The sequence below is a fragment of the Aeromonas sp. 96A genome (assembly GCF_051919165.1).
GTDB classification, from domain to species: Bacteria; Pseudomonadota; Gammaproteobacteria; order Enterobacterales; family Aeromonadaceae; genus Aeromonas; species Aeromonas veronii.
In genome coordinates, this window is sequence record NZ_JBQBFE010000001.1 from 4,551,302 (window position 1) to 4,576,397 (window position 25,096).

Consider the following 25,096-nt stretch of genomic DNA (forward strand, 5'->3'; position numbering starts at 1 on the left):
GAGCATCACATATGAAAAAACTCGCCGTTTCCCTCATCGCCTTGAGCCTTGGGGCCTCCCTCTCATTACCCGTGTTGGCTGCCGATGAAGGCAAGGTGGTGATCGCCCACCGTGGCGCTTCCGGCTACCTGCCCGAGCATACTCTGGAGTCCAAGGCGCTGGCCTATGGCATGGGGGCTGACTATCTGGAGCAGGATCTGGTGATGACCAAGGATGACCAGCTGGTGGTGATGCACGATCACTTTCTCGATGGCATCACCGATGTGGCTGCGCGCTTCCCTAGCCGTGCCCGTCCGGACGGTCGTTACTATGTGGTGGATTTTACCCTGGATGAGGTGCGTTCCCTGCGTATGACCGAGCCATTCCAGCTGGTGGATGGCAAGCAGGTGCCGGTTTATCCGGCCCGCTTCCCGCTCTGGAAGTCAGACTTCAAGATCCACACCTTCCAGGAGGAGATCGAGATGATCCAGGGGCTCAACAAGAGCACCGGCAAGAACATCGGGATCTATCCGGAGATCAAGGCGCCCTGGCTGTTCCGTCACGAAGGCAAGGATATCTCCAAAGCAGTGCTGAAGGTGCTCAAGGAGTACGGCTACACCGGGAAGGATGACAAGGTCTATCTGCAGTGCTTCGATGCCGATGAACTCAAGCGCATCAACAGCGAACTGATGCCCGCCATGGGTATGGATCTGAAACTGGTGCAGCTGATGGCCGAGACCGACTGGAACGAGACCATGGTCTACGACGCCAAGGGCAAGGCGGCCCCCTACAACTATGACTGGATGTTCAAGCCGGGGGCGATGAAAACCATCGCCAGCTATGCCGAAGGGATTGGCCCGTGGAAGCCGATGATCGTCACCGAGCCGGGCACTTTGGGCAAACCGGTCTTCACCGGCATGGTAAAAGAAGCCCACGCGGCGGGTCTGAAAGTTCACCCCTATACCTTCCGTCAGGATGAGGGGCAGATCCCGGCCTATGCCAAAGACTTCACCGATCTCCTTAACATCTTCCTCTATCAGGCCGATGTGGATGGGGTGTTCAGCGACTTCCCCGACAAGGCGGTGGCTGTCATCAAGGCCCATCAAGAGGCGGCCAAATAGCACTCTGGCGCCATTTGAATGCAAAGCGAGGCCAATTGGCCTCGCTTTTTGTTTCAGGTTCCCGTAACGGGAGTGTGCGCCCTGTCAGAAAATAGCCAGATCACGTCATGGTGTGCCGGATCTGCATCATTTTACGCAGTTTTTACGTAGCAGATCGCTGGCATGAAATCGGCAGAGCGGTTAGTCTAGCGGCGTTGAACCAACCCCATGAGGTACAGATGAAAACCGTATTGCGTTTTAGCCTGCTGGGCGCCTTGTTGCTGGGTGGCCATGCCTTCGCCGCCGAGCCGAAAAAATTTGATATCAGCATGTTCCCAGCCGCTGACGTGAATCAGGAACGTGTGGTGATCCGCCTGCCTGAAGTCGAGAAAGAAGCCGACATGATGGTCGAGCTGCAGGTCGGCAAAAAGATGATGGTTGATTGCAACGTACCGCGTTTTGCAGGCAACCTGGAACAGCACAGCGTCAAAGGCTGGGGCTACAACTACCTGAAACTGGGCAAAGTCTCCGACCCCATCAGCACCCTGATGATGTGCCCGGATAACCAGCAGAAAGAGACCTTCGTCCAGATCTACGGTCAGGGCTTCTTCGTGAACTACAACTCAAAACTGCCGTTCGTGATCTACGTGCCGCAGGAGTATGAAGTGCGCTACCGTCTGTGGCGTGCCGACAACCTGGCCCAACCGGCCATGATTGAGTAAGCATGTTTGAACCAAAGGTTCAGCTGGTTCACCTGATGTGATAAATAAAGCGCCGTATGGCGCTTTATTTTTGCCTGCACAGTCCAAAAAGTGACGTGCAAATTGGCTGCACGTTTACATAAGTTTATTATTTATCAACGTTTTTTGTGTGTTATGCCACAAAATCGGCGTCAGCGATGGGGCAAAGTGACTTCGATAAAAGATATTTATTAACATAGTGAGAAAATTGATTTTGCACTCGGCGATGGCCTGATGATACTTGCCCGCAAAGGTCAAACTAACCAGAAAATAAGAGCACTATGAGCTTCGAATCAGACAAGCGTTTCAACGACTTCAAACATTTTCCCCGTGGCCTGCGTCGCAGTGGCGAATTCACTGTGGCCGAAGCGGACAGTCTGGAAAAGTATGGTACCGCCATGCTGGCACTCTACCAGGGTAATCTGGCACCCCGTGACGATGTCGAGTCCGCCTTCGTCGAGCAGGTCAAATCCGGCGCAGCCGGTGCCAACCCCCATGCCAAGGTGTGGTTCAAGTACCTCAAGGTGATCGGTCCCAAGCGCGTTCATCGCCTCTGCACCGTCGTTGGCGGTGCCAGCGAAGAGAGCAGCGGTGGCGGCAGCTTTGATGTCGGTGGTGGCAGCGGCGGTGGCAGTGACGAGTCCATCGATTAATGGATACCGAGCTGCTTCGGACCTTTATCGAGGTGAGCAAGACCCGGCATTTTGGCCGGGCTGCTGAAAATCTCTACCTGACCCAGTCGGCGGTGAGTTTCCGGATCCGCCAGCTAGAGCAGCAACTGGGTGTCAGTCTGTTTGCCCGTCATCGCAACAACATCCGCCTGACCGCCTCCGGTGAGCGTCTGCTGCCCTACGCAGACGCCATCTTGCACACCCTTGGTCGTGCCAAGCAGGATGTGGCGCTCTCACCGGGATTCAGCCAGCAGTTGGCCATCGGCGCGCCCGCTGTGTTCTGGGAGCTCGATTTCAACGACTGGCTCAATCACATCTATGCACTGGCGCCCGGTTTGGCGGTGCGGCTGGAAACGGCCTCCCGCGAGCATCTCTGCCGCCAGTTGCTGGAGCGCTCCCTCGATCTGGCCCTGCTCTCCGAGCCCACCAAGATCGACGAGATTGCCCTGCATCCCATCGGTGAGCTGGTGTTCGAGCTGGTGAGCCGGGATCCGGCCGCCAATGCCGACAACCTGATGCAGATGCCGCACATCCACCTCGACTGGGGCACCAGCTTCGAGCCGCAACCCAGCCGCTTGCAGAGCCTGCAAAAGACCCCGGTGCTGCACTCCAGCTCCGCCAGCATGGCGTTGCAGTTCGTGCTGGCCAACGGTGGTGCTGCCTACCTGCCACGGCGGATGGTCAGCCCCTTCCTCGAGAAGGGGGCGCTCCATCTGGTGGAGGGGGGCCAGCCGCTGAGCCGTCCGCTCTATCTTGCCTATCTGGAGAAGTCCGATCGCCGGGAGCTAATCGATCAGCTGCTGACCCTGCCACTGGGTTGGCACGATGCCGAGCTGCGCCTCAACATCGAATAAGCATCGAGTGTGATCCAAGGAAGAGCCCACCCCACGGTGGGCTCTTCTGTTTGGGGAAAATTGCAGGGAGCGAGGTCACGTAATTGGCGCGGGAGGCTTGGCGTCATCGGCCTGTAACGGTACCTTTTCAGGCTGTTTATCCGATTGAGCACTGACAGGGATGGATTGTAATTGATCGACTTTAGTCACCCCGAATGGCGGGCGCTGGCTCAGCAGTTGCTGAGCCACTCACCTGTGGTGATCCGTGGCCGCCAGTGGCAACCGTTGGTGGGCCTGCTCAAGGATAACCAGCTGCTGCTTGCCCACGGCAACCACAGCTATGAGCTCACCCCGGCCGGGCGGCGCTATCTCACCCGCGAGCTGATGCTGGCCGAGATCGCCACCGCTCCCCCCGAGCCCGAGGAGTGGTTGCATGCTCAGGGCTGGCAATTGGGGGAGCAGGTCAACGAGCGGGTGCTGGCGGCGCTCTATCGCAAGAGCGAGGTGAACTTCACCCCCAACGAGCAGATCGATTTCGAGGACAAGGGGATCCGGCTCTGTGCCGATCAGCTGTTGCGCTTGCGCGCCGCCCAGCCGTTCAGCCTCTTTTTCAGCGGCGGCACCCTGATCGATGCTGCCCCCTGGTTGCAGGCGCTGGGGGAGGTGGCCCTACCCGAGCGCACCCTGGCGGGTCTTGGCAAGATCCTGTGGGGGGAGGGGAGTATCGAGCGGGTGATCACCACAGATAGCGTCGGCGCTTTTGCCGAGATGCCCCTTGATATTGGCACCTTGCTGGTGTGGGCCCCCCCATCGGCTCCCCTTGCCTTGCAGCAGGTGGTGGCCGCCTTGCCCCCAAATGTGCTGTGGAGTCATCTCACAGCCCTCGACCCTGCAGGGGTGGATCGGCTGCAGGCGCTGGCCCAGCGGCTGGGTCGTCCGGCCAGCTGGTGGATGCCCCGTGATCTGGCCCCCATTCTCAGTGCGTATGCCCAACCTTTGACTGAGGCCCGGCACTGGGAACCGAGCCGGATCCCCAAGTCATTGTTAGCAGTTTGTAGCGGTTTGGTTGAGTCCAATGGTGGCTTGTCGGCCGAGGTGTGCGCACTGGCGCCAGCGTGGCATGCCGTTGGTTGAAATTGGCCTGAAAGCGAGCCAAAAAGCGGTTTTCCCTCATTGAACGCGGTGATATAAAGAGTTGACGAAGCGCTCGCCAGATGAGCGCTTTTGTTTATCAAGCCGCTTTGCCACCCAACGAACTCAACGGAATACAGGGAATACCATGTTTGAAAAGGTTGTTGCCGCCCCAGCGGATCCGATCCTGGGCCTGACCGAAGCCTTCCGCGCTGACTCTCGCAGCCACAAGATCAATCTGGGCGTAGGGATCTACAAGGACGAGTCCGGTGCCACCCCCATTCTTCACTGCGTCAAGAAAGCCGAGCAGAAGCTGCTGACCGACGAGAAGACCAAGAACTACCTCGGTATTGAAGGCAATATCGAATATGGCCGCATCGTGCAGCAACTGCTGTTCGGGCAGCACTCTGCGCTGGTTGCCAGCGGCCGCGCCAAGACCGCGCAAGCGCCGGGCGGTACCGGTGCCCTGCGTATCGCGGCCGAATTCGTGGTGCGCAACGGTCTGGCCAAAACCATCTGGATCTCCGATCCCACCTGGGCCAACCACGTAAGCGTATTCCAGGCCGCGGGCCTGACCGTCAAGTGGTACAAGTACTACGACGCCGCCACCAAGGGGCTCGACTTTGCTGCCATGCAGGCTTCGCTGGCCGAAGTGCAGCCGGGTGAGCTGGTGCTGCTGCACGGCTGCTGCCACAACCCGACCGGTATCGACCCCACTAGCGATCAGTGGCGCGCACTGGCCAAGCAAAGTGCTGCCGCCGGCTGGTTGCCGCTGTTTGACTTCGCCTATCAGGGTTTTGCCCGTGGTATTGAAGAGGATGCCGAAGGCCTGCGCATCTTCGCCGAGTGCCATGACGAGCTGCTGGTGGCTAGCTCCTTCTCCAAGAACTTCGGCCTCTATAACGAGCGTGTCGGCGCCTTCACGCTGGTCAGCGCGACCAAGGAAATCGCCGATGTGGCCTTCACTCAGGTCAAGACAGTGATCCGTGCCAACTACTCCAACCCGCCGTCACACGGTGCCGCAGTGGTTACCGCCGTGGTGAGCGATCCGGCTCTCTATGCCGAGTGGGTCGAAGAAGTGGCTGCCATGCGGGTGCGTATTCGCGAGATGCGCGAATTGTTGGTAGAGAAGCTGGATGCCCTCGGCGTGAGCCAGGATTTCAGCTTTATCCGCGAGCAGAACGGCATGTTCTCCTTCTCCGGTCTCTCCAAGGATCAGGTTGAGCAGCTCAAGAGCGAGTTTGCCATCTATATCGTCGGCTCAGGCCGGATCAGCGTGGCCGGTATTACCCGCGCCAATATCGATCCTCTGTGCGAGGCGATCGCCAAGGTGCTGTAATCGCATCACCTTGCGCTCTGGTTTTATGCCATGAAAAAGCCCGTCACCTTGGTGACGGGCTTTTTTGATCGTCAACGGCTGATCGCCAAACAAGGGTAAGGGCGGCTCAGTGGTGGCGGGCACCTTGCCACAGTTTGCGCAGTTGCAACAGCAGCGCGGTCAGGGCGCCGCCGCTCAGGGCGGTGAGTACCGCCAGCAGCAGGCTGCCGAGCAGGAAGGGAGGCACCAGGGTCACCGCCTCCTGCTCCAGCCAGTGGAGGGTCCAGCTGAGGTGGAAAGGCTCCGGCGTCTGGTGCAGTACCAGACAACCGGTGCGATAGGCGTAGAGATACATGAACGGCAAAGTCAGCGGATTGTTGAACCAGACCGCCAGCAGTGCCAGCGGCAGGTTGAGGCTGAATGCCAGCGCCAGACCGACTGCGATAAGCGAGTGCATCGGGATGGGGAACCAGCAGGCGAAGATCCCGGCTGCTACCGCGCCGCTCAGGGCGCGGGTGCCCCCTTGCCAGAGGGCAGGGGCAAGCAGTCGCTCACCAAACAGGGCAAACCACTTCTGCTGGCGCAGGGTGTCGGGATCGAGCTTGAAGCGGGCAAACCAGCGACTCAGCATGGGCGTGCCATCTTGCGTTTTTGCCACTGGCGCACCGTGCTGATCCGCCAGAAGGTGCGGATCAGGGTGTAGCCGATAAGGGAACTGAGCAGGGCCAGGATCAGCGAGCCCAGCAACAGCGGTGGTGCCACTGTGCCCAGCACCGAGACCAGCCACTCCCAAGTGAACTCAATCTCTATCTGCTGCGCCGAATGTCCCAGCAACTGGCAACCCACCAGATAGGCACCATAGAGCAGGGGCGGCATGGTAAAGGGGTTGGAGAGCCAGACCAGCGCCACCGAGAGCGGCAGATTGACCCGGCACAGGATGGCGCCACCGGCAGCCAGCAGCATCTGGCAGGGGAGCGGCACCCAGGCCATGAAGAGGCCTACCGCAAATGCCCCGGCGGCCGAGCGGCGGTTGAGGTGCCAGAGGTTGGCATCGAGCAGCAGTTTGCCGAACAGCCGCAGGTGCTTGTGTTCTTTCAGGGTTTGCTGATCGGGCATCCAGCGTTTAATGAGTCGTTTGGGCATATTGAAACCTTGCTAAATACTTGCTCCATGGATCTGCGTCTGTTGTCGTTTGCCCTGGGGGCAAGCTCCTCACTGCTCTGGCCATGGTTACCTTCACTCGCATGGGGGGGCCTGTTGCTGTCCCTGCTGATCCCCCTTGCATATTGTCGTGCCTGGCGGTGGCTGTTTCTCCTGCTCGGCATCCTCTGGATGCAGGCCAATCTTGCCTATCGGCTGGCCTGGCTGGAGCGGTTGGGCGATCAGACGAGCCACATGATAACCGCACAGCTGCAAAGTGCAGAGCCCGAGGGGGATAAATTTGTCCGGCTGCTGCTGCGGGTGAGCACCCTCGACGAGCAACCGGTGACACCTGAGCCCCTGATCCGGGTCAATGCCTATCAGGCATTACCCGCCATGACGGTAGGCAGCCGGATCACCCTGGTGACCTCGTTGAAACCGGCTCACGGTCTGGCCAACGAGGCTGGGCTGGATGGGCGGCGTCTGCTGCTGGGCAAGGGGATCACTGCCACCGGCAATTTGCGTCGGGTGATAGATATTCAACGGGCACCTGCGGGTTGGCGCGAACGCTGGTTGGGGGCCGCGACCGAGAGTTGGCGTCCGCTTGACCATGCTCCCTTGCTGGCGGCGCTCACTTTTGGCGAGCAGAGCGGCATCACGGATGCCCAGTGGGAGCTGTTTCGCGGCAGCGGCCTGACCCATATCATCGCCATCTCAGGGCAACACATCGCGCTGGTGGCGGTGCTCGGGTGGTGGTTAGGCAGGCTGTTTGGCCTGCGCGGAGCCATTATCACCTCCCTGCTGTTTGCCGCCGTCTACAGCGCATTGGCCGGATTTGCGGTGGCGACCGAGCGGGCCCTGATCATGGTGCTGGTGTGGAGTGTGCTGCGCTGGAGCCGGCGAGAGTGGCCGGCCTGGCGTATCTGGCTGTGGGCCTTTGTGGTATTGACCCTCTGGGATCCCTTCGCCCTCTATTCGGCCGGCTTCTGGCTCTCGTTTCTGGCGGTGGCCATCTTGCTGCTGGTGGGATATGTCCACGACAAGCCGGGGCTCTGGCAGATCCAACTCTGGCTGCTGCTCGGTCTGCTGCCGTTGCAACTGGCGTTGTTCGAGGGGATAGCGCCCCTTGCCATGGTGATCAACCTGTTGGCTGTGCCGCTCTTTTGTATCGCCATCATCCCGCTGGCGCTGATCGGTGTGCTGCTGGCGCCGCTCTCCACCTCGCTTGCCTACGGCCTGTTCTGGCTGGCGGATCTGGGGCTCGGGTGGGTGCTGACGATCCTGAACTGGCTGGCCGATCAACTGCAACTGTGGTGGCCACTACCCGGCTGGTGGCTGCCACTCTGCACCTTGCTGTTGCTGCTCTGGTTCGCCGCGCAGTGGCGCCCGGCACGCTGGCTCTGGCTACCGGGTCTGTGTGCGCTGTTGCTGGCGCTCTGGCCAACGCCTGCCCGCTGGCAACTGCGGGTGCTGGATGTGGGACAGGGGCTGGCGGTGCTGATCAGCAAGGGGGAGCGTGCCATCCTCTATGACACCGGCGATCGTTATCCCGGAGGCTACAACATGGCGGATGCGGTGATCCTGCCCCAGCTGAGCCATCTGGGGATCCGGGTGATTGATCGCCTCATCATCAGCCACAAGGATCGGGACCATGCCGGCAATCGCAAGCGACTGCTCAGCGCCATGGCGGTGCGCCACGAGCTCTCCTCTTACCCCTTCAGTGAGGGAACCACCCTGTGCCAGCGTGGGCAACAGTGGCGCTGGCAGGGGCTCTCGTTTGCAGTGCTCTGGCCCGAACGCCCCGGTGGCGGGCGCAATAACGATGGCTGCGTGGTGCGCATCAGCGATGGCGAGCGCAGCGTGCTGCTGAGCGCCGATATTGAGCGGCAGGCCGAGCTGCGACTAGTGGCGCTGGAGGGAGAGGGGTTGGCCAGCACCTTGCTGGTGAGCCCCCATCATGGCAGTCGCACCTCTTCCACGCCCCCTTTTGTCGCGGCGGTAGCGGCAAAGGAGGTGATCCACAGCGCCGGCTTTATGAATCAGTGGGGCTTTCCCCGTCCCGATGTGGTGGCCCGCTATCGGGATGCCCGCCAGTGGATCACCGGTCAGCAAGGGGCGATGCTGGTCGAACCCACCGCAGCGGGCTTGAGCGTCACCGCCGAGCGAGATCTGGGGCCCTGGTACCGGCGAAGTGGTGAGTGGTGGCGACCGCGAGTGTGGTTTGAGCAATAATCGGCCATTTCTGCCGTGTAGGAATGCGATATAGGTGGCGGCGCTTGGTGTAAGCCTGCGCTTTGGCTAGAATAGCCCGTCATTTCCATTACTAACGGCTATTCATGCAACAAGAAACCTCACAAGAGAGCTGGCCAGTATTCAAACGCCTGCTCGGTTATGTCCGTGATCGCAAGCTGGGCCTGGTCGGTGGCATCATAGGGATGCTGGGCTACGCCGCCGTGGATACCACCTTTGTCTACTCCATCAAGCCGCTGATCGATCAGGGCATCAATGGCAACGACAGCACCGTTTTGAAATGGATGCCCTTCTTCGTCCTCGGCATCGTGGCCCTGCGCGGTGTCGCCAACTTTCTCTCCAACTACTGCATGGCCTGGGTTGGCAACCACGTCGTGATGCGTCTGCAACAGCAGGTGTTCAATCACATGGTGGCAATGCCGATGAGCTTCTTCGACCGTCAGAACACCGGTCATCTGCTCTCCAAGGTGACCTATGACGCCAGTCAGGTCTCCTCGGCGGCGAGCACCACGCTGGTGACCCTGGTGCGGGAAGGGGCGACCGTGGTCGGCCTGCTCGGCCTGATGTTCTGGCACTCCTGGCAGCTGTCAGTGATCTTTTTGGTGGTTGGCCCGCTGGTGGGGGTCATCATCGGCCTTATCAGCCGCCGTTTCCGCCAGATCAGCCGTCACATCCAGCAGGCGGTAGGGGATATCACCACCTCCACCGAGCAGATGCTCAAAGGGCACAAAGAGGTGCTGATGTTTGGTGGCCAGAAGGTGGAAGAGAAACGCTTCTTCCAGGTCAGCAACAACATGCGCCAGCAGACCATGAAGATGGTCGCCGCCGATGCCATCGGCAGCCCTGTGGTGCAGATGGTGGCCTCCATCGCACTGGCGGCCTTCCTCTACGTCGCGACCATTGACAGCGTCAAATCAACCCTGACTGCCGGTACGTTTACCGTCATGATCACCTCCATGATGATGCTGCTCAAGCCGCTGAAAAGCCTGACCGACGTCAACAACCAGTTCCAGCGTGCCATCACCGCCTGCCACAGCCTGTTTGGCCTGCTCGACACCGAGCCGGAGCAGGATACCGGCACCCGTACTCTGGAGCGTGCCCGCGGCGAGATCGAGTTTCGCAACGTCACCTTCACCTACCCGACCAAGGATACTCCGGCGCTGCACAACGTCAGCTTCAAGGTGGAGGCGGGTAAATCGGTGGCGCTGGTGGGCCGTTCCGGCTCTGGCAAGAGTACCATCGCCAGCCTGTTGACCCGCTTCTACGACATCGATCAGGGCGAGATCCTGCTGGACGGCATCAACATCCGCGAATACAAGTTGAGCGAGCTGCGCAAGCAGTACGCGCTGGTCTCCCAGCATGTCCACCTGTTCAACGACTCGGTGGCCAACAACATCGCCTACGCCGCAGAAGACCAGTACAGCCGTGACCAGATCGTGCAAGCCGCCCGTATCGCTCACGCCGACGAGTTTGTCAGCAAGATGAGCAACGGGTATGACACTGTGGTTGGCGAAAACGGTGCATCCCTCTCCGGTGGTCAGCGCCAGCGTGTGGCTATCGCCCGTGCTCTGCTGCGCGATGCGCCGGTTCTGCTGCTGGATGAGGCCACCTCGGCCCTCGATACCGAGTCCGAGCGCCACATTCAGGCGGCCATCGACGAGCTTTGCAAGGCCCGTACCTCGCTGGTGATCGCCCACCGTCTCTCCACCATCGAGAAGGCGGACGAGATCCTGGTGATCGACGAAGGCCATATCGTCGAGCGCGGTAACCACGAAGCATTGATGGAGCAGCGCGGCACCTATGCCCAGCTGCGCGCCATTCAGTTTGGCAACGCGGGAAGCAAGGCCTGATGCTGGAACGGCTCTGGTATCGCAAAAGTGGCTGGCGCTGGTTGCTGGCCCCATTTGCCCTGCTGTTTGCCATCATCAGCGGCAGTCGCCGCTACGCCTATCGTCACGGCTGGCGCAAGGGGTATCGCGCCTCCTTGCCGGTCATTGTGGTGGGCAATATTTCGGTGGGGGGCAACGGCAAGACGCCAGTGGTGGTCTGGCTGGTGGAGCAGTTGCAAGCCCGCGGCTATCGCACCGGGGTGGTGAGCCGTGGTTATGGTGGCAAGGCGCCCCATTACCCCTATCGGCTGGATAAGACCAGCACCACGGCGCAGGCGGGGGATGAGCCGGTGCTGATTGCCCGGCGCTGCGGCTGTCCGGTGGTGGTAGCCCCGAAACGGGCCGACGCGGTACGACTGCTGGAGCAGAGCGGTGAGGTGGATATCATCATCACCGACGATGGCCTGCAGCACTACGCGCTGGCCCGCGATATCGAGCTGGTGGTAGTGGATGGCGCTCGCCGTTTTGGCAACGCCTGCCTGCTGCCGATGGGGCCGCTGCGCGAGCCGGTCACTCGTCTCAAACGGGTGGACGCCATCATCTGCAACGGCGGCGAGCCGGGCAAGGGGGAGTACCCCATGCAACTGGTCGCCGACACCCCGCGCCGGGTGCGCGACGATGCACCGCTGGCCGCCCCCTTGTCGGGGCCGGTTGATGCGCTGGCGGGGATTGGTCATCCACCCCGCTTCTTTGCCACCCTTGAGGGGCTCGGCTATCAGCTGGATCAGCAGGCCGCCTACGGCGATCATCACCCCTTCGATCGGGATGAGCTGGTGGGGCGCTTTGCCAGCAAGCCGCTGCTGATGACCGAGAAGGATGCGGTCAAGTGCCGCTCGTTTGCCCTCGATAACTGGTGGTATCTGCCGGTCAGTGCCGAGTTGCCCGCCTCCTTGCTCGATACCTTGTTGCACAAGCTGGGGGCGAAGGCAAAGGGCGCGACCAGGGCGCAAGATTAATCTCTCTTGCCTGAGCGGGGGAGAAGTGGACCAATAGCGGTCCCGTATGGAATATCTGGTTGCTCGACATCCATCGCTGGCGTGATGAAGCCGCCAGCGCGACATCGTTGAAGGAGTATCGTTTTGGCTTTGGACATCAAGTTGCTCGACATCATCGCCTGCCCGGTCTGCAAGGGTAAGCTGCATTACAACAAAGCAGTTCATGAGTTGGTCTGCCGCTTCGACAAGCTGGCCTATCCGCTGGAAGAGGGCATCCCGGTGCTGCTGGAGAACCGTGCCCGTCCGCTCAACAACGATGAGCTGCCGTCATGAGTTTCGTCGTCGTCATTCCGGCCCGCTATGCGTCAACCCGCCTGCCGGGCAAGCCGCTGGCTGATATCCATGGCAAGCCCATGGTGCAACATGTGGTGGAGAAAGCCCTGCAATCGGGTGCCGATCGGGTGATCGTTGCCACCGATGACGAGCGGGTACAGCAGGCACTGCAGAGCACCGGCGTCGAGGTGTGCATGACCTCACCGGATCACCAGTCCGGCACCGAGCGTCTGGCCGAGGTGTGCCGTCACTACGGCTTTGCCGCCGATACCATCATCGTCAATGTGCAGGGGGATGAGCCGCTCATTCCGCCCGCCATCATTCGTCAGGTAGCGGACAATCTGGCCGCTGCCACGGCGCCGATGGCGACCCTGTCTGTGCCGATCAAGGATGCCGAAGAGGCGTTCAATCCGAACGCAGTGAAAGTGGTGACTGACAAGGATGGCTACGCCCTCTACTTCAGTCGCGCCAGCATTCCCTGGGATAGGGATCGCTTTGCCAACAGTCACGAGCAGATTGGTGACCACTACCAGCGTCATATCGGTATCTATGCCTATCGCGCCGGCTTTATCCAGCGTTACGTAGACTGGGCACCGAGCGTGCTGGAGCAGGTCGAGGCGCTGGAGCAGCTGCGGGTGCTCTGGTACGGGGAGAAGATCCACGTGGCTCAGGCGCTCGAAGCGCCACCGGTTGGTGTCGATACCCAGGCCGATCTGGAGAAGGTGCGCGCTTTTTTGGCCAAGTGATGGCCACAGCACTAACGTCATGAAAAACGGTGTCGCAAGGCACCGTTTTTTGTTTTGAAAATTTATATAATTATTTGATTTTAAACGCTAAACATGGGTTTTCTCAAACTTTTGGCGTGCATGGTTTGCCAAAGCGACGAGTTTGGTTATGATGCAAGACGCCCTGTTAACCCTAACCGGGCGGCTAAAACGAGATAAAACGGGGTGTTTGGGTGATAAATGTATTCCTGGTCGATGATCATGAGCTGGTGCGTACAGGGATAAGACGCATTCTTGAAGATGTGCGCGGGATCAAGGTGGTAGGCGAGGCACAGAGCGGCGAGACCGCAGTTACATTCTGTCGCCAACACCATCCGGACGTGATCCTGATGGACATGAACATGCCGGGTATTGGTGGTCTGGAAGCGACCCGCAAAATTCTGCGGATCCGCCCCGATGTGCGCATCATAGTGCTGACCATTCATTCAGAAAATCCGTTCCCCACCAAGGTGATGCAGGCCGGCGCCGCCGGTTACCTGACCAAGGGGGCTGCCCCCGACGAGATGATCCAGGCGATCCGGCTGGTGCACTCCGGTCAGCGCTACATCTCCCCGGAGATTGCCCAGCAGATGGCCCTCAGCCAGTTTGCCTCGGCGGACGAGAATCCCTTCAAGTCCCTCTCCGAGCGCGAGCTGCAGATTATGATGATGATCACCAAAGGGCAGAAGGTGACCGATATCTCCGAGCAGCTCAACCTGAGCCCGAAGACGGTCAACAGCTACCGCTATCGGCTGTTCAGCAAGCTGGGGATCAACGGTGACGTGGAACTGACCCATCTGGCCATTCGCTATGGCATGCTGGATGCCGATACCCTCTAATCGGCTGGCGTGTGGTCACAAAGGCGGCGCGTGCCGCCTTTTTGCTTTTCTGCCCTTTTGCTTTTCAGGCAGCGGGGGCAGTATGCTCTGCCCGTCAATTTTTGCCTTTGTGTGAGCCGAGTAGCTGATGACCTTCTCTCCCGAACCTCTCTTCGACAGCAAGGCGTTTCTGAGCGCCGTCACCCATCAAAGTGGCGTCTACCGCATGTATGACAGCGGTGGCACCGTGATCTACGTGGGCAAGGCCAAGGATCTGAAAAAGCGGCTCGCCTCCTACTTTCGCACCAACGTCGACAGCATCAAGACCCGCACCCTGGTGCGCCAGATCGCCGATATCCAGGTCACCGTCACCCACACCGAGACCGAGGCGCTGATCCTCGAGCACAACCTGATCAAGCAGTACCAACCCCGTTACAATGTGCTGCTGCGGGACGACAAATCCTACCCCTGGATCATCATCACAGCGCACCAGCATCCACGCATCGGCGTGCATCGCGGTGCCCGCAAGATAAAAGGAGAGTACTTCGGCCCATACCCCTCTGGCGGAGCGGTGCGCGAGAGCTTGCACCTGATGCAGAAGATATTTCCGGTGCGTCAGTGCGAGGATGCGGTCTATGCCAACCGCACCCGTCCCTGCCTGCTCTATCAGCTCAAGCGCTGCGCCGGCCCTTGCGTACCCGGACTGGTGAGCGAGGCCGAATATGCCCAGCAGGTGGAGTTGGCCAAGCTGTTTCTGGCGGGCAAGAACCAGCAGGTGATTGGCGAACTGGTGGGCAAGATGGAGTCCGCCAGCGGCGATCTGCGCTTTGAAGAGGCAGCCCGCTATCGGGATCAGATCCTGGCGCTGCGCCGGGTCACCGAGCAGCAGTCGGTGAGCGGCAACGTGCTGGACGAGCTGGATGTGGTGGGGGTCGCCTTCGAGCAAGGCGCTGCCTGCATCCACGTGCTCTTTATCCGTCAGGGAAAGGTGCTCGGCTCGCGCAGCTACTTCCCGAAAGTGCCGGCTGACACCCCGCTCGACGAGGTGGTGCAATCCTTCCTGCTGCAGTTCTATCTGTCGGGGCAGGGGGGGCGGCAGATCCCGAGTGAGGTGCTGCTCGATGTGGCCCTTGAGGACGAAAACGTCATCGCCGAGACCCTGAGCCAGACCGCAGGCTACAAGGTGCGGGTGGTGAGCCGAACCCGCGCCGAACGGGCCCGCTTTATCAAGCTTGCCTCCATCAACGCCGAGACGGCGCTGCGATCGCGGCTGGCTCACAAGAGCACCATCACCGCCCGCTACGACCAGCTGGAAGAGCTGCTGGAGCTGGAGCGCCCCATCGCCCGCATGGAGTGTTTCGATATCTCCCACACCATGGGGGAGCGCACCGTGGCCTCTTGCGTGGTGTTCAACCGGGAGGGGCCGCTCTCATCGGAATATCGTCGTTTTAATATCGACGGTATCACTGGCGGTGATGACTACGCGGCCATGGAGCAGGCGCTGGAGCGCCGCTTTGGCAAGCAGCAGGAGCCGGACAAGGTGCCGGATGTGCTGTTTATCGATGGCGGCCTCGGTCAGTTGCGCCGCGCCGAAGAGATCCTGGCCCGTCAGTTGGAGTTCCTCGGCGGCAAATATCCGCTGCTGGTGGGGATTGCCAAGGGGGTCACCCGCAAGGCGGGGTTGGAAACGCTCATCATGGGGGAGAGCCACGAAGAGTTGCATTTGCCGGCAGATATGCCCGCTTTGCACCTTATTCAGCATATTCGCGATGAATCCCACCGTTTTGCCATTACCGGGCACCGGGCCAGACGGGCCAAGGCCCGCACCAGCAGCAGTCTGGAGGATATTCCGGGGGTGGGGCCAAAGCGGCGGCAGGCGCTGCTCAAATATCTGGGCGGCCTGCAGGAGGTCAAAAAGGCGAGCGTGGATGAACTGGCCAAGGTACCCGGCATCAGTCAGGAGCTGGCCCAGATCATCCACGATGGCTTGCACAGCGCCTGAGCAGGGTTAGCGGTATGGCAAAATCGCTAACTCCTTGATGCACAAGAGCCGTGACGCGAGGGGGCCGTAAATGCCATAATGGCCCTCGCATTTTGAGAAGATTGATGGATTAAAAAGACCAAGACGGGCGCCAGTGCGGTTGCATCGCAAATCGGCTTTGGCGCACTATGTAGCGACGTACAAGAAGTGGCTGAAAATAATGACAAACATACCTAACCTGTTGACGTTTTTCCGGATTTTGCTCATTCCCGTCTTCGTCATCCTGTTCTATCTGCCTTATCAATGGTCCTATCTGGCTGCCGCCATCATCTTTATTCTGGCCGCTGCCACCGACTGGTTTGATGGCTATCTGGCTCGCAAGCTCAATCAGTCCACCGCCTTTGGCGCCTTCCTTGACCCGGTTGCCGACAAGATCATGGTTGCCGCCGCACTGGTGGTCATCGTTGAACACTACAACACCATTTGGGTGACCATCCCCGCCATGACCATGATTGGCCGCGAGATCATCATCTCCGCCCTGCGTGAGTGGATGGCCGAGCTCGGCAAACGCTCCTCGGTGGCGGTCAGCTGGATTGGCAAGTGGAAGACCATGATCCAGATGGTGTCACTCACCGGTCTGATTTGGCAATACAACGTCTGGATGGTGTGGCTCGCCTATGTGATGCTCTATGTCGCCACCGTGCTCACTTTCTGGTCGATGTTCCAGTACATGAAGGCGGCCTGGGGCGATTTGACCCACCACGCCAACCTGTGAGTCACTTGCGCCGCAAGGTGAGGTTTCCGCTGATTTGAGACAGGAAATGAGCAAAGGCGCTAAAACTGTTCAAAAAGGGCAAAAAATGCCCGAACGATCAGGTAATTAAATATTTCTGGTTGACTGGGCGAGGAACATCGCTAGAATGCGTCCTCGTAGTCAGGCAGTCAGCCAGACCGATGCGGGAATAGCTCAGTTGGTAGAGCACGACCTTGCCAAGGTCGGGGTCGCGAGTTCGAGTCTCGTTTCCCGCTCCAAATTCAGACAATCGAGAGCCAACTCTCTTTTGCATGGCGCGTTAGCAAAGCGGTTATGCAGCGGATTGCAAATCCGTTTAGTCCGGTTCGACTCCGGAACGTGCCTCCATATTGACAAGCCCGCCACGCGAGCTTGATACCGATTGCGGTGCCCGAGTGGTGAAATCGGTAGACACAAGGGATTTAAAATCCCTCGACGTTCGCGTCGTGCCGGTTCGATTCCGGCCTCGGGCACCATTAAAATCAAAGAGTTATGAAAGGCCACTAGAAATAGTGGCCTTTTTGTTTTTGGCAAAATGGCGACAGAGTGGCGACAGCGATTGTGTCGAGTCCACAGTTGCATAACAACAAAGCCTGCTGAAGGCAGGCTTTTATAGGGTCTGTACATAGCCGAGGAATTTACCGCGTGGGGTAGGGTATGGCCGATTACTTCCACCACTCCTTGCTCGGTAAGTTATTCCATTCTCCAACCGGGTATTCATGGCCATTGAAGCGCAGTGTTGTGCTCAATGTTCTCTTACTGGTGGTTTGAGAGGTGCCGTCCTGCTCTACTGTCTCTGTTTTCGCTTTGGTTACTACTCTCAGACCGTGCCGCCCATTAGCCTCGGCTGGTTAACGGTTAAATCAGAAACACTTTAAGGAAGAGGCTTTTACTCAAGGATCTGGCGCATTCCCGCGTTTAGCTGGCGGCCACCGTCCTCAGCATCACGGTCTTGCATCAAATTGATCGAGACCTCATTGCTACCGATGGTATAGGTTGCGCTGTAATCACCGCACATGCTGTCGCTTACACATTCAAAAAATGGCACCGACTTATCCTTTATTGTGCGAACGATCACCGGCTTGACTTTTAAGGTATTGGTTGCCTGACTTACTAATTTCTCGAAGTCTGCCTTGGCCTGTTTGACAGAAGCAACGGAGTCGTCTTGGTACGATGCCATTGTACCGCCGAAGGAGAACACTTTGTGTTGGTAGACAGCATAGTAATACTCCCCCGTAGTTGGCCGTCCTAAGAATCCCTCGCCCGCCTTTGGTTTACCGCGAAAGTCTTCATCAATGTCACTGCGCCAGTCATAGCGTATCAAACCATCGTTGACTACTTGGAGTGTGGTTATGGGCAGGCCGATTGTCAGGGTTTTGAAGCCCGTATTTGCGGCAATAGCCGGTGAGGCAATGAGACTGACCGCACAGCAGAGTGCAGAGAACTGCAGGGTTTTATGGGTCAAGGTGACACCTCATTAAGATAATAGGTTTATATGGAGTGTTGATACTCATCCGTCCACCGGATGGGTTTACTCTCAGGCTCAGTGGTTTATCGCGTTCAATCTCATTCTGTGCAGTTCCTCAACTGGGTTGAGATAATGCATCATTGTAATTGCGCCAATTAGGCGAACTTTAATAATTGAATTTTGCCACCTTATTAGATAAGGCTCTCAGTTTATATCGTAACAGGTGGCGTTATTAGGGAAGAAAAAAGTTCTTAATTTAAAATAATTCCGTGTGGGTAACGAAAACTACTGACCCAACATGTTTTTCATCAAGTTAGTAGCCATTCTCTGCTGGGCTTAGATTGCATTTTTACATTCCTCTGAATTGGCGTCTTTACCCTGTGCAATTTTCAAAGTGCACTCTTGCAGTGTTTCATTCAGTAATTTCGGATCTTTCATAAAATTCTCAACTGAGGTCGGTCCACAAGCAGTATGTAACATAGTAAATGGAAATACTAACAGTAACTTATTAATTTTTATTCCCCTCAAATAAAAACAATAAAAAATCATGACATCAAAATACAAATGGTTTTACGAGAAGTTATAAAGTATGTGGTAATGACATTTTAGACTTCTTGATCAGAATTTGAGCATCCTCAATGTCGTAAGGGTCTGTCACAAGCTCAAAATCAGACTGACTAAAGAGAAGTCCCATACGAATATAGTGGTAGATGTAATATGTTTTGCCTGATTCGGTATTTAGGGAAATGCTATTGTTTGAAAATTCACTTTCAGTTTCAAATGTATAGTTTTTACCTGCATCAAGTTTCAGAAGATAGAAGTGTTTATTTTCTGATTCACCTAGAAATTTTTTATCGATAAAAAGATCCATATTGCTATTGCGAGCAAGCCAGCCGTGACGGTAGATATAAACGTGAGCCTTGCCCTCGGCAGGAGGTGAGAAGCTTTTGGCTTCATTGACGACAGCATCATCGGTGACGGTTGGCACTGAGGAACAGCCACCAAGCATCATGGCGCAGAGCGCCAAGAAGATCATTACAAACGTATTACGCATTTTTTACCCATTGTGCTGAAAGTTTATTGATGTTTTTGATTATTATTTTATTGAACATCTGATACTGATGTTTCTTTTGCTAAAGAATTGTCTGTGAGCGCAGCGACGTTTTCAATAGGGTCTTTGAAGATTTTTTTATAACTATTCGCCGGTTAATTGTCTTGCACCAATTAATGAGAAAATACTAAGCTATATCAATTGCTTATGTGTCCATGTTTTAATGTGGGGGTAATGTGATTTTTGTCACATTATCTGTTTGTCAAGATATATCGCTGGCAAAAGATAGAGAGATTGAGGCTCTTGTGCTTTGTCAGATGGGCTTTAAAGTCCGAACTCTCAGACATAAACTAATTAACTGATCCCAATAGTGCTACACCTTCGCTGTGCCATAGCCATTCCCGGGGAAAGGAGACACGGTATCCATGAAGTGTTTCACTCGGGCCAGCAGGCTGACCATTCCTCTGCATTGATGATTGCGTGTGATGGTTTCATGTAACTTGTGCCACAACCGTTCTATGTGATTCACCCAAGGACTGTAAACTGGCTGGAACACCAAGCAGAACTTGGGGTTCTTCTTCAACCATCGCTCGGTCTGTTTGCTTTTGTGAATGATGTAGTTATCGAGGAGCTGCGTGATGGTTTTGGCTCGCCGGTAGTGGCGACGCAGCTTTTCCAGCATGGCGATAAACAAGGATGAGTTTTTCTTTATCCCACAGACTAAAGTACTCTTCCGTTGCCTGCATGGAGAACGCCTGCCAGGTAATGTTTGGCGTTCTGTCCCGGTATGACAACCCGCTTTTGCTGCGCTCTGAACATCCAGTCGGCCCCTAATTTGGGATTAAGGTCTATATCGACTTCATCCTCATAAAACACCGGATTATCGGCATCACAGCGGGCCAGTGCCGCGTCGATATTCGCCATTTTTTCCTGATAAGCCGGGTCTTTTATCCGCAAGGTCGGCACGGGCCTTCGCCAGACAATGCCCATACGAGGTAACCATCGGCGGAGCGTGGAGGCTGCCATATTGAGGCCTGTTAACCGATTGATTTTGATGGCCAATAGCTCAGAACACCAACGGCTGCGCTGATAACCAAAATCTTGCGGAGAAAACGGCATGAGCAGCACCAGTAAGGTGACAATCTTGGCGACAGGTAGGACCGGGGCACGGCCAGCCGGTAAGGCTTCCAAGGCGCCCACGCCTTCATCCCGATACCACCGAAGCCAACGGCCGATGGTCGAGCGAGCAGCGCCGGTAATGTGATGAACATCAGTCATCGTGCGGCCTTCATGTAACAGCAAGATGGCCATCAAGCGACGAGCATGCCATTTATCACGGGTGGCATGGATGATTTTGTGAATACGGCGCCGTTGTGGTCGTGGCAGGGGTGGTAGGATAGGCATCAACTCAGTCCTTTGGGTGTGGCTTGTTTTGTTTGGCGACTAATGAGATCGCACAAACTGGACAGAGTTCCCTTCCTCCTGTGATCTACTATTCGGAACAGCTATTTAGAAATAGTGGCCTTTTTTTGTTTTTGCCGAAATGGTGGTGATTTCAAACCACAACTTCTTTCGCCAGCGTACTGGGCGCTTTGTCGGAAATAGATGCTGTTAAATAGATGTCAGAAAGAGAAAAGCCCCGCGAGCGGGGCCGGGTCTGTGACGGGGTTGTGCCCTCACTTTTTGAGGTGTTTTCGGATCGCCTTGCCTGAGGTGCCGACTGCCTTGACCGCCCGTTTCAGCTGGACCTCGGTGCACTCGAACATTTTGATCCACTGCTTCATCTCATAGGGATCGTTGACATTGATCTTCTTGGCATCGAACGGGTGAGCGACCGCATTGCTGTCAGGCATACAAACCTCAACTTGTTGAAATAGCTGGCGAGAAAGACATTTCTGCCTGAGCGCCATCATCCTCTCAATTGGCAAGGGGCAAGGTGACGGGGTTCACACAACCTTGTGTCCTGAAGGAGGAGTGCAGGTTTGCTTTGCTGATCTGTGAGCGATCACCACTTATTCGTTCGCGCCTGATGAGCGGTGAACCGGACGGCGCGAACGATGGGGAGTGATGGGGGGCCGGCGCTTGGTGGTCAACCGGACTGGCGGGCTATCAAGCCTCTGCCAGCGCCCGCATTTCCAGCCGCTGCTTGCCGGGGCGGCAGATTAGCACCGAGCCTTGCTCGAACCAGTCTCCCAGCACAATGCGGCGGGCGGGCTGGCCATCGAGGGTGAAGTCGTGGATGGCGGGTCTGTGGGTGTGGCCATGGATCATCATCCGGCAGTCGTGGGCGCGCAGGGTGTCGTCCACCGCCGCGGGCGTTACATCCATGATGATCTGGCTCTTGTGGGCATTTTCCATCTGGCTTTGGCCGCGCATCTTGCAGGCGATGGCCTGACGGCGGGCGAGCGGCAGCCGCAAAAAGAGCCAGCGCAGCCACTTGAGCTGGGTGATGCGGCGAAACTTCTGATACCCCTCATCCAGGGTGCAGAGCAGATCGCCGTGGCTCAGCACTACCCGCTCCCCATAGAGGTCGATCACGCAAGGGTCACCCAGCAATGTCATCCCCGCGCGCTTGGCAAACTGCTGGCCCAGCAGAAAGTCGCGGTTGCCGTGGATAAAGTAGATGGGCACGTTCTGCTGGCTCAGGGCCAAAAAGGCATCGGCCATCTGTTGATGGAGCGGATTGGGGTCATCGTCGCCAATCCAGAATTCGAAGAGATCCCCCAGCACATAGAGGGCATCGGCGCCGGGGGCGTCGTGCTCGAGAAAGCGCACCAGTGCCGCGGTCATATCGGGCCGCTGGGCAGAGAGGTGAATGTCACTGATAAAGAGGGTGCTCATGATGTGGGGGTCGGGCTCTCGGTCGAAACAGGGCAAACAGGGGTGGCAGAGATAGTACAAACAACAGGGGACGAACAGTGCGCTGCGGGCGCCATCGCGCCAGTTGAGGTATGGATATCGTCACGGGAGGGCGGCTGCCATGCCAGCTCGGCCAGATTGCGCCCCTCCAGCGTCAGCAGGGCGGCATAAGGATCGCCCGCCAGACCCAGCAACCGACACATGGCCGCTTCCCCTTTCAATCCATTTTCAAGGCGTAGGTGCAGCACTTCGCGGTAGAAGGCATCACCAAACCGCTCGAGCAACGCGGCCATCAGGGTGAGGTGGCGCCAGCCATTCAGCGTCTCGATGGGGGCAGGGGTGACATAGAGCTCCAGCGGCCAGCTGGCATCGCTCTTGTCAGAACCGCTATCAGCACAGTGCTGGTCGAGGCAGGAAAAAGTACGCTCCAGCAGCCAGATATTGTCGCCCTTGTGGCTCGCCTGCCAGCCTTGCTCTGCAAAAGTAGCGGCAAACGCCGCCGGATCAGCATGCTGGCAGAGAATATCGAGATCGCTGCCCGGCCGATCAAGCCCGATGGCCAGCGTGCTCACCAGCGCCATATCGGCGCACTGCGTGGCCAGCTCATCCCACACACCGGCGGTGAGCAGGGCATGGGCCGAGCGCTGGCGCGGGTTGCCGTGGGCCAGATAGTCGAGGCGGCGCCAGTTCGGACTGGCAGTGGAGGAGGCAGATGGAAAAACTGCGGCCGGGGCCGCAGTTTTGTCAGTGCCGAGTCGGCAGAGATCAGTCAGCAAGGGTCACCTTGGTGATCACCACGTCTTCTACCGGCACGTCCTGATGGATGCGGCCGTAGTTACCGGTCTTGACGCCCTTGATCTTGTTGACCACGTCCATGCCGGCAGTCACTTCACCGAATACGCAGTAGCCAAAGCCCTGAGTAGTGGCGGATTTGAAGTCGAGGAAGTCGTTGTTGTTCACGTTGATGAAGAACTGGGCGCTGGCAGAGTGCGGCTCCATGGTGCGGGCCATGGCGATGGTGCCGATCTTGTTGGACAGACCATTGGCCGCTTCGTTCTTGATGGGAGCGCGAGTGTCTTTCTCTTCAAAGCCCGGGGCATAGCCGCCGCCCTGGATCATGAAGCCGTCGATGACGCGGTGGAAAATGGTGTTGTCGTAGTGACCGTCACGGCAGTATTGCAGGAAGTTGGCCACGGTTTCCGGGGCTTTTTCAGCGTTCAGGGTGAGGGTGATGTCGCCGTGATTGGTGTGCAGAGTGACCATGATATGTCCTTTCATTTGATGCGGACGACGAAGTGCCCGCAGGTGTATGGCATAAAGTGGTGGCAATTCTAGCCCATCAAGGGCTGGCGGCATAGTCTCTCTGGCGCCGTAACCGTGCTGGCAGGCGGGATTGGCCCTCTTTTCTGCCTCGTTTTCTGCCCCTGAACGGGGTATTATGACCAACCATTTTACTCACAGGCAGTGGTTAGAAGATGCTGAAGATATACAACACACTCACTCGTCAAAAAGAAGAATTCAAACCTATCCACCCGGGCAAGGTGGGCATGTATGTGTGTGGTGTCACCATCTACGATCACTGTCATATCGGCCACGGCCGCACCTTCGTCGCCTTTGATGTGGTGGCTCGCTATCTGCGTTACGCAGGTTACGACCTCACCTACGTGCGCAACATCACCGACGTGGATGACAAGATCATCAAACGTGCCGCCGAGACCCAAGTGACCTGCGACGAGCTGACCGAGCGTCTGATTGGCGACATGCACGCCGATTTCGACGCCCTTGGCATGGTGCGCCCGGATATCGAACCGCGCGCCACCCAGCACATCGAAGAGATCATCGAGCTGGTGCAATCCCTGCTGGAAAAAGAGCACGCCTACGTGGCGGATAACGGCGACGTGATGTTTATCGTCGAATCCTATGCCGACTACGGCAAGCTCTCCGGCCAGGATCTGGAGCAACTGCAAGCCGGTGCCCGCGTTGACGTGGTCGATGCCAAGCGCAACCCCTTGGACTTCGTGCTGTGGAAGATGTCCAAGCCCGGCGAGCCGACCTGGGAAAGCCCCTGGGGCCCGGGCCGTCCTGGCTGGCACATTGAGTGCTCCGCCATGAACTCCAAGCACCTTGGCAACCACTTCGACATCCACGGCGGCGGCTCCGATCTGCAGTTCCCGCACCACGAGAACGAGATCGCCCAGTCCTGCTGCGCCCACGGTGGCGACTACGTCAACACCTGGATGCACAGCGGCATGGTGATGGTGGATAAAGAGAAGATGTCCAAGTCCCTTGGCAACTTCTTCACCATCCGCGATGTGCTGGCTCACTACGACGCCGAAACCGTCCGTTACTTCCTGATGTCTGGCCACTACCGCAGCCAGCTCAACTACTCGGAAGATAACCTCAAGCAAGCCCGCGCCGCGCTGGAGCGCATGTACACCGCCCTGCGCGATCTGCCGGCGGCCGCTGCTGCCGGTGGCGACGAGCAGGTGGCGCGCTTCAAAGAGGCGATGGACGACGACTTCAACACCCCGGAAGCCTACTCCGCCCTGTTCGATCTGGTGCGCGAGATCAACCGCCAGAAGGGTGAAGATATGGCCGTTGCCGCCGCGCTGGGCGCCCGTCTGCGCGAGCTGGGCGCCGTGCTCGGTATCCTGCAGCAAGACCCCGAGGCTTTCTTGAAGGGTGACGAAGCGGACGAAGAGGTTGCCGAAATCGAGCGCCTGATCGCCGAGCGCAATCAGGCCCGTGCCGACAAGAACTGGGCCGCCGCCGATGCCGCCCGCAACCGTCTCACCGAGATGGGCATAGTGCTGGAAGACAGCGCCGGCAAGACCAGCTGGCGCCGTGCCTAAGGCCGGTTGGCCTTGTTGGCGTCTGGTGCCAACAGGTTAAGCCAATAAAAAAACCGCAGCCCTTGGGCTGCGGTTTTTGTTTGTGTCTCTTCCCTCGACACCTCTTAAGCCTCTGCGATCTGCTTAAGCCTCGGTGGCCTGCGCTCTGATCCCCTCTCCCCTTGCGGGAGAGGGCTAGGGTGAGGGGGGCT

Annotated in this window: 24 protein-coding genes, 3 tRNA genes and 1 pseudogene; 18 read left to right on the top strand and 10 right to left on the bottom strand. The window is 57.8% G+C overall.

The annotated features are described in order from the left end of the window. The first annotated feature begins 11 nt into the window (after window positions 1-11). From glpQ to ACTG2W_RS21145, 6 genes are all read left to right on the top strand, one after another. The gene (gene glpQ, locus ACTG2W_RS21120; RefSeq protein ID WP_440016521.1) at window positions 12-1,100 is read left to right on the top strand and encodes a glycerophosphodiester phosphodiesterase; all 1,089 of its coding nucleotides are present in this window, start codon (window positions 12-14) and stop codon (window positions 1,098-1,100) included. 218 nt (window positions 1,101-1,318) lie between these two features. Then, entirely contained in the window at window positions 1,319-1,801 is a 483-nt protein-coding gene (gene eco, locus ACTG2W_RS21125; RefSeq protein ID WP_005337529.1) for a serine protease inhibitor ecotin, read from the top strand. A 299-nt stretch (window positions 1,802-2,100) separates the two neighbouring features. Beyond that, window positions 2,101-2,472: a DUF413 domain-containing protein gene (gene maoP, locus ACTG2W_RS21130; protein ID WP_005337527.1), complete on the top strand. Its 372-nt coding sequence runs from the start codon at window positions 2,101-2,103 to the stop codon at window positions 2,470-2,472. Continuing rightward, window positions 2,472-3,344, top strand: a complete 873-nt coding sequence (gene hdfR / locus ACTG2W_RS21135; RefSeq protein WP_042081968.1) for an HTH-type transcriptional regulator HdfR — start codon at window positions 2,472-2,474, stop codon at window positions 3,342-3,344. Before maoP ends, hdfR begins: the two co-directional genes overlap by 1 nt. Window positions 3,345-3,515: 171 nt before the next feature. Next, window positions 3,516-4,457, top strand: a complete 942-nt coding sequence (locus tag ACTG2W_RS21140) for a hypothetical protein (RefSeq protein ID WP_162895374.1) — start codon at window positions 3,516-3,518, stop codon at window positions 4,455-4,457. A gap of 145 nt (window positions 4,458-4,602) precedes the next feature. Continuing rightward, window positions 4,603-5,793 (top strand): amino acid aminotransferase, encoded by a 1,191-nt coding sequence (locus tag ACTG2W_RS21145; RefSeq protein ID WP_106843970.1) that lies wholly within the window; start codon window positions 4,603-4,605, stop codon window positions 5,791-5,793. A gap of 106 nt (window positions 5,794-5,899) precedes the next feature. Here the strand turns inward: ACTG2W_RS21145 and ACTG2W_RS21150 are convergent, their stop codons facing one another. Together ACTG2W_RS21150 and ACTG2W_RS21155 are read right to left on the bottom strand one after the other, a co-directional pair. Beyond that, the gene (locus tag ACTG2W_RS21150) at window positions 5,900-6,403 is read right to left on the bottom strand and encodes a DUF2062 domain-containing protein (protein ID WP_106843969.1); all 504 of its coding nucleotides are present in this window, start codon (window positions 6,401-6,403) and stop codon (window positions 5,900-5,902) included. After that, window positions 6,397-6,915 carry a DUF2062 domain-containing protein gene (locus tag ACTG2W_RS21155; RefSeq protein ID WP_005350890.1) on the bottom strand — a complete coding sequence of 173 codons (519 nt, stop codon included), beginning with the start codon at window positions 6,913-6,915 and terminating at the stop codon, window positions 6,397-6,399. Before ACTG2W_RS21155 ends, ACTG2W_RS21150 begins: the two co-directional genes overlap by 7 nt. 27 nt (window positions 6,916-6,942) lie before the next feature. Between ACTG2W_RS21155 and ACTG2W_RS21160 the strand changes: the two genes are divergently transcribed. The 11 genes from ACTG2W_RS21160 to ACTG2W_RS21210 all read left to right on the top strand — a co-directional run bounded on the left by ACTG2W_RS21160 (window position 6,943) and on the right by ACTG2W_RS21210 (window position 17,151). Next, entirely contained in the window at window positions 6,943-9,144 is a 2,202-nt protein-coding gene (locus ACTG2W_RS21160) for a DNA internalization-related competence protein ComEC/Rec2 (RefSeq protein WP_181281651.1), read from the top strand. Window positions 9,145-9,248: 104 nt separating this feature from the next. Then, entirely contained in the window at window positions 9,249-11,012 is a 1,764-nt protein-coding gene (msbA, locus tag ACTG2W_RS21165; RefSeq protein ID WP_106843968.1) for a lipid A ABC transporter ATP-binding protein/permease MsbA, read from the top strand. After that, window positions 11,012-12,007: a tetraacyldisaccharide 4'-kinase gene (lpxK, locus tag ACTG2W_RS21170; protein ID WP_106843967.1), complete on the top strand. Its 996-nt coding sequence runs from the start codon at window positions 11,012-11,014 to the stop codon at window positions 12,005-12,007. The genes msbA and lpxK overlap by 1 nt, the downstream gene beginning before the upstream one ends. Before the next feature lie 123 nt (window positions 12,008-12,130). Further along, window positions 12,131-12,319, top strand: a complete 189-nt coding sequence (locus ACTG2W_RS21175) for a Trm112 family protein (RefSeq protein ID WP_040067763.1) — start codon at window positions 12,131-12,133, stop codon at window positions 12,317-12,319. Beyond that, window positions 12,316-13,065, top strand: coding sequence for a 3-deoxy-manno-octulosonate cytidylyltransferase (gene kdsB, locus ACTG2W_RS21180; protein WP_021229372.1), 750 nt, complete (start codon window positions 12,316-12,318; stop codon window positions 13,063-13,065). Before ACTG2W_RS21175 ends, kdsB begins: the two co-directional genes overlap by 4 nt. A gap of 212 nt (window positions 13,066-13,277) precedes the next feature. Further along, a complete protein-coding gene (gene uvrY, locus ACTG2W_RS21185; RefSeq protein ID WP_005337448.1) occupies window positions 13,278-13,922 on the top strand; it encodes a UvrY/SirA/GacA family response regulator transcription factor in 645 nt (214 codons plus the stop codon). Between the two features lie 127 nt (window positions 13,923-14,049). Beyond that, window positions 14,050-15,903, top strand: a complete 1,854-nt coding sequence (gene uvrC / locus ACTG2W_RS21190; protein ID WP_106843966.1) for an excinuclease ABC subunit UvrC — start codon at window positions 14,050-14,052, stop codon at window positions 15,901-15,903. 199 nt (window positions 15,904-16,102) lie between these two features. Further along, a complete protein-coding gene (gene pgsA, locus ACTG2W_RS21195; RefSeq protein ID WP_031227442.1) occupies window positions 16,103-16,657 on the top strand; it encodes a CDP-diacylglycerol--glycerol-3-phosphate 3-phosphatidyltransferase in 555 nt (184 codons plus the stop codon). 181 nt (window positions 16,658-16,838) lie between these two features. Continuing rightward, window positions 16,839-16,914 (top strand) — tRNA-Gly (locus tag ACTG2W_RS21200). Window positions 16,915-16,949: 35 nt separating this feature from the next. Continuing rightward, window positions 16,950-17,023, top strand: a tRNA-Cys gene (locus tag ACTG2W_RS21205). A 41-nt stretch (window positions 17,024-17,064) separates the two neighbouring features. After that, window positions 17,065-17,151: transfer RNA gene (locus ACTG2W_RS21210), tRNA-Leu, on the top strand. A gap of 413 nt (window positions 17,152-17,564) precedes the next feature. Here ACTG2W_RS21210 and ACTG2W_RS21215 read toward each other — a convergent pair. The 8 genes and pseudogenes from ACTG2W_RS21215 to ACTG2W_RS21250 all read right to left on the bottom strand — a co-directional run bounded on the left by ACTG2W_RS21215 (window position 17,565) and on the right by ACTG2W_RS21250 (window position 23,316). Then, window positions 17,565-18,140 (bottom strand): hypothetical protein, encoded by a 576-nt coding sequence (locus ACTG2W_RS21215; protein ID WP_106843965.1) that lies wholly within the window; start codon window positions 18,138-18,140, stop codon window positions 17,565-17,567. A 339-nt stretch (window positions 18,141-18,479) separates the two neighbouring features. Further along, entirely contained in the window at window positions 18,480-18,692 is a 213-nt protein-coding gene (locus ACTG2W_RS21220) for an EexN family lipoprotein (protein WP_106843964.1), read from the bottom strand. 31 nt (window positions 18,693-18,723) lie between these two features. Beyond that, on the bottom strand, window positions 18,724-19,197 hold the full coding sequence (locus ACTG2W_RS21225; protein ID WP_106843963.1) for a DUF2846 domain-containing protein: 474 nt from the start codon (window positions 19,195-19,197) through the stop codon (window positions 18,724-18,726). Between the two features lie 370 nt (window positions 19,198-19,567). After that, window positions 19,568-20,598: pseudogene (locus ACTG2W_RS21230) on the bottom strand (IS630 family transposase). 272 nt (window positions 20,599-20,870) lie between these two features. After that, window positions 20,871-21,047 (bottom strand): DUF3606 domain-containing protein, encoded by a 177-nt coding sequence (locus ACTG2W_RS21235; protein WP_019445078.1) that lies wholly within the window; start codon window positions 21,045-21,047, stop codon window positions 20,871-20,873. Window positions 21,048-21,303: 256 nt separating this feature from the next. Continuing rightward, on the bottom strand, window positions 21,304-22,035 hold the full coding sequence (gene lpxH / locus ACTG2W_RS21240) for a UDP-2,3-diacylglucosamine diphosphatase (protein ID WP_106843962.1): 732 nt from the start codon (window positions 22,033-22,035) through the stop codon (window positions 21,304-21,306). Next, entirely contained in the window at window positions 22,032-22,829 is a 798-nt protein-coding gene (locus tag ACTG2W_RS21245; protein WP_106843961.1) for a DUF4269 domain-containing protein, read from the bottom strand. Before ACTG2W_RS21245 ends, lpxH begins: the two co-directional genes overlap by 4 nt. After that, complete coding sequence (locus tag ACTG2W_RS21250; RefSeq protein ID WP_005337417.1) at window positions 22,819-23,316, bottom strand: peptidylprolyl isomerase; 498 nt, start codon at window positions 23,314-23,316, stop codon at window positions 22,819-22,821. The genes ACTG2W_RS21245 and ACTG2W_RS21250 overlap by 11 nt, the downstream gene beginning before the upstream one ends. 212 nt (window positions 23,317-23,528) lie before the next feature. On the opposite strand from ACTG2W_RS21250, the gene cysS reads away from it, so the two are divergent. After that, entirely contained in the window at window positions 23,529-24,905 is a 1,377-nt protein-coding gene (gene cysS / locus ACTG2W_RS21255) for a cysteine--tRNA ligase (protein ID WP_106843960.1), read from the top strand. The last annotated feature ends 191 nt before the right edge of the window (window positions 24,906-25,096 follow it).